Source organism: bacterium, assembly GCA_016873475.1.
Lineage (GTDB): Bacteria > Krumholzibacteriota > Krumholzibacteriia > JACNKJ01 > JACNKJ01 > VGXI01.
Map to the genome: position 1 here is coordinate 1 of VGXI01000354.1, position 2,159 is coordinate 2,159.

Annotated in this window: 2 protein-coding genes; both read right to left on the reverse strand. The window is 64.1% G+C overall.

Annotated elements, in window-relative coordinates; all coding sequences use genetic code 11:
- Positions 1–1,090, reverse strand: a 1,090-nt coding sequence (locus tag FJ251_15690) for a HigA family addiction module antidote protein (GenBank protein MBM4119145.1), incomplete at its 3' end; no start/stop codon positions are given.
- Positions 1,083–1,421: a killer suppression protein gene (locus FJ251_15695; protein ID MBM4119146.1), complete on the reverse strand. Its 339-nt coding sequence runs from the start codon at positions 1,419–1,421 to the stop codon at positions 1,083–1,085. The genes FJ251_15695 and FJ251_15690, both read right to left, overlap by 8 nt.
- Positions 1,422–2,159 lie beyond the last annotated feature (738 nt).

A 2,159-nucleotide genomic window follows, 5' to 3' on the forward strand; every position in this document is an offset into this window, starting at 1 on the left:
CATGAGCCTTCCACTCATAGCGTCGCTTGAACTCGTTGCCCTGCGACGGAGGCAGGTGGCCGTCGTGCTGGAGACGTCCCACCACGATTCCCGGGGCGATCCCCAGGTCCATTGCCCAGGCCTTGATCTTCGCCTTGCTGATCGGCAAAGCCCCGAGCATCTCGCTGTACTGGTCGGGCGGAATCAGGAAGTCGGCCGCCGCGCGGTCGGCTTCATCTTCTTCGGCGCTGTGCCAGCTGTTGCCGGCGACAAAGAGTTCGTTCTTCCTGTGCAGCAGGACGTGAAAGGCCTCATGGAAGAAGCTGAACCACAACTGATCCTCGGTCTTGTACCGCGGGCCGATCTGAATGAGCGGTCGGCGCGCGGTCTGCCACCGCGTGGCGGCAAAGACGCGCGTCCCGGGCAGATCGGGCGTGAAGACCAGAGCGACCCCGGCCTTGGCGCACAGTTCGACAAGGCGCGGCTGGAAGTCCTCGGGCTGATACGTCGTGAAGGTGCGGGCCTGGGCCAGGACCTGGGTGAACAGCTTCCGATCGAAGTCCGGCATGTCGGATCGCTGCGCGCAGAGCTCGCCGTACCGCAGCCAGGCGGCCGTCGCGTACTTGTCTGCTGCGGGTCCGCCGGACATGCGGAAGCGGACCGTCTCCAGCTTGCGGCTCCAGATCGCGTCCCATTCGCTCGGGGTCGCGACTCCGAAGAACTGGAGCAGGGCCTCGACGCGACTGCCAGGTGCCGTGGACCGGGGAATCCAGGCGTACTCTGCCATGCGCTTCAACGGGAATGAGCGGGCCCATTCGTCCTGGTCCCTCAGCTCCTGGGCCTGCTGTTCGCGCGCCTGCCAGGTCCGGTAGTCGGCTTCGCGGCGACACCAGAAGCCGGCGGGCGTACCCAACACCCGCTCGAGGTGAATGGCGGTCTCCGCCGTGATGGTCGCCTTGCCGTTCATCAGCTCGCTGACAAACTTCTCCGTCTTGCCCAGCCGGGCCGCCAGCTCGCTCTGGGTCATCCCGACCGCCTCGATAATCCTCTTGAGCGTCCGCCCGGGCGCCGAGACCATGTCGGGAGCATAGCTGAGGGTTCTATTATCCATGGGTGTTCTCCACTCCCGTGACCACGACCGCGGTCACTGCCGCCCAATCAATGCCACCGTCCGCCAGCCGGGGGATCGGCTTGTTGCCCGGCACGAAGATGAGCCGATACGGATGAACGAGGTCCAGCGAGAATTCGCCCTTCCTGCTGCCGTGCAACTCGTGGCATCGGTGATGTGGCAACGTGCGCATGTCCGCCAGGCGCTCGACCGCGGCCAGATCATCGAGGCACTCGCGGATCAATCCCGCGGTTCGCTCACCGTACTTCCGGATGAGTTGCTTCTGGCTGTTGCAGACCTTCGCGAGCTTCTGGGTGGCAAATTCGACCTCCAAGCGGGTGCACCTCCCTCGGCGGCCATATTACCTGATCGGTTAATATTTGCAACCCATTAATGAAATGATCCTTTACTGAAACGGTTATTTTCTCGTCTTGGTGGACGGCCGCCAGGCTGGTGGCAAATTATATAAGCTCTTGTAAAATATGGCGATTGCTGGAGCGCAGTGTCTGACGCGTTCCGGCCTGCTGTTCTGCCACGACACCAAGCCGCAGCCCGACGGGAAGAAACCGTCGCGCTAATCCCGTTCGTCGCGCCGGGCGCCCCGGGGATCATCGTCGCCGTTGGTCGGGCGACGGGGCGGTGGATTGGTCGCCAGCATCCGGCGCTTCCATTCCGGCCATTCGTTGATGCCCGCCTTGACGCGCTCCATGCGATCCGAGAACGCCACGGTTTCGTTCAAGCATGGCCGCGACCTCCGGTGGCTTCCCCCTATTGCAAGGCTGCGGACTGACGGGATTCACGGCGATTCGCGCGTGCGCCGGCGCACATCGTGGCGGAATCGTGATCCTTGCGCCGGCGCAAGCGACCCGGGATCAAATGTGCCGGTTCCTGGACAAAACCTACCGGCACGCCGGCGGCGCCGCAATGGACAGAGAACTGGGCTACGACGGTTGACCGGAGCTGCACCGCGCCCAGAATCCTCTCTTCCTGGCGTGAGCATCGCGTAGACGTGATCGCCAGGTGCCGTGGTGCGGTCGGGCGCCCCAATCCTCCACCAGCGCCGACATGCCCC